Raw genomic sequence first — 1,296 nt, 5'->3', positions numbered from 1 at the left:
TTATACTTCACTACAAAAACAAGGTGTAATAGCACATGAATTTGGCCATGTTATTGCCCTTGCCGATGATAATGGCTATCTGTTATACGGCGATCCAAAAGTTCTTATGCTTGGTTATGACTCCGAAAGACATAAATTAGGCATCTATACACCACAATCTGTTAATAAATATGTGCCAGGTGTAGGTTATGTTTATGGTGATATTGAAGGTACAAACTATCTGTATTAACTATAAGGAGATGTGAAAGATGAAGGCTAAACCATTATTATTTATTGGGTTGCTGAGCTTACTAATAGTATCAGGCATTATTAATTCTGAGAATTCAAAAAAACCTATGATTATATCTCATGCTAGCTGGGTTAAATATTATCCTGACGTAAAATCCCTGGTAGAAGATGCCGATGTAATTGTCGAAGGAGAGGCTGAGTCAATAAAATCCTACCCGCGTTTTGATGAGCTTGATATTGCTACAGATGTCTATTTCAATGTCTCAAAGTGGTATAAAGGTTCAGAGCCTAAATCAAGAAATAAGATAATCATTGAACAGGACGGGGGTGTATATAATGGTGTTACCCGAAAACTGGACAAAGTTGAAATAATGGAACCTGGTAAAAAATATCTGCTCTTTCTGGATTACTCTCCGGAAGAAGATAAGTATGCTGTCTTAACTGGCTGGCAAGGTCAATTTAAACTTGGCTTTTTTAAGGCAGAAAATCCAGAACCTTCCCGCTCCATGGATAAAGATAAACTATATGACGAAATAGCAAGACACAACCAGCGGTAATTATTCGCCGGCTGTAACTCTTTAAGCCTTTTTCCTGAAGGTCAGCCTGCCTTAACTTCTACCTGTATGTCAAAGTCCTGCAAGCGCTTGTTCAAAACGGCCGCATCAAATCTACGATTTGCTGGATATCACTTCCTCCAACGGGTGGAAAACGATAATTTCATCGATCCGGTTCAGGAATTTCGGCCGTAAAGTGTGGTTCTATAACCTACGTATCGAGTCTGGTTAATAGAAGGAATTATTAACTTTCAGTCAATTGTTGTCAAATAATGGCGATAAAAATTAGAGAAATAAAATATAAAATTTCAGTAGCGTTGCATAAAATTTTTTAGAATTTGTCAAGCTGGGAATTAATTCGATTTAACACAAAATAGGCAGAATTATGCGTTTTTTAGCTGAGAAATATAAAAATCCTTTATAATAGAGATTAAGGGTAGTCCTTGCCCAAATCTCTAATATAAAGGAGAAGCTATAATGCGAGGCAAGGATATCACAAAATCCACATTTTTTC

The 1,296-nt window shown here is 36.4% G+C and carries 2 protein-coding genes; both read left to right on the top strand.

What is annotated here, in order from left to right; all coding sequences use genetic code 11:
* Nucleotides 1–229, top strand: a 229-nt coding sequence (locus JDF658_RS14435; RefSeq protein WP_159446611.1) for a hypothetical protein, incomplete at its 5' end; no start/stop codon positions are given.
* Nucleotides 230–248: 19 nt separating this feature from the next.
* Nucleotides 249–785, top strand: a complete 537-nt coding sequence (locus JDF658_RS09915; RefSeq protein ID WP_079907460.1) for a hypothetical protein — start codon at nucleotides 249–251, stop codon at nucleotides 783–785.
* Nucleotides 786–1,296: the final 511 nt, after the last annotated feature.

The organism is Carboxydocella sp. JDF658 (assembly GCF_002049395.1).
Classification (GTDB): Bacteria; Bacillota.
Note: the sequence above shows the minus strand (reverse complement) of the source record. Positions and strands in the feature narration are given on the sequence as shown.

Excerpts from the sequence above, each read along its gene's own strand:
- JDF658_RS09915 (WP_079907460.1), top strand. The coding sequence starts at position 249 with ATGAAGGCTAAACCATTATTATTTATTGGGTTGCTGAGCTTACTAATA.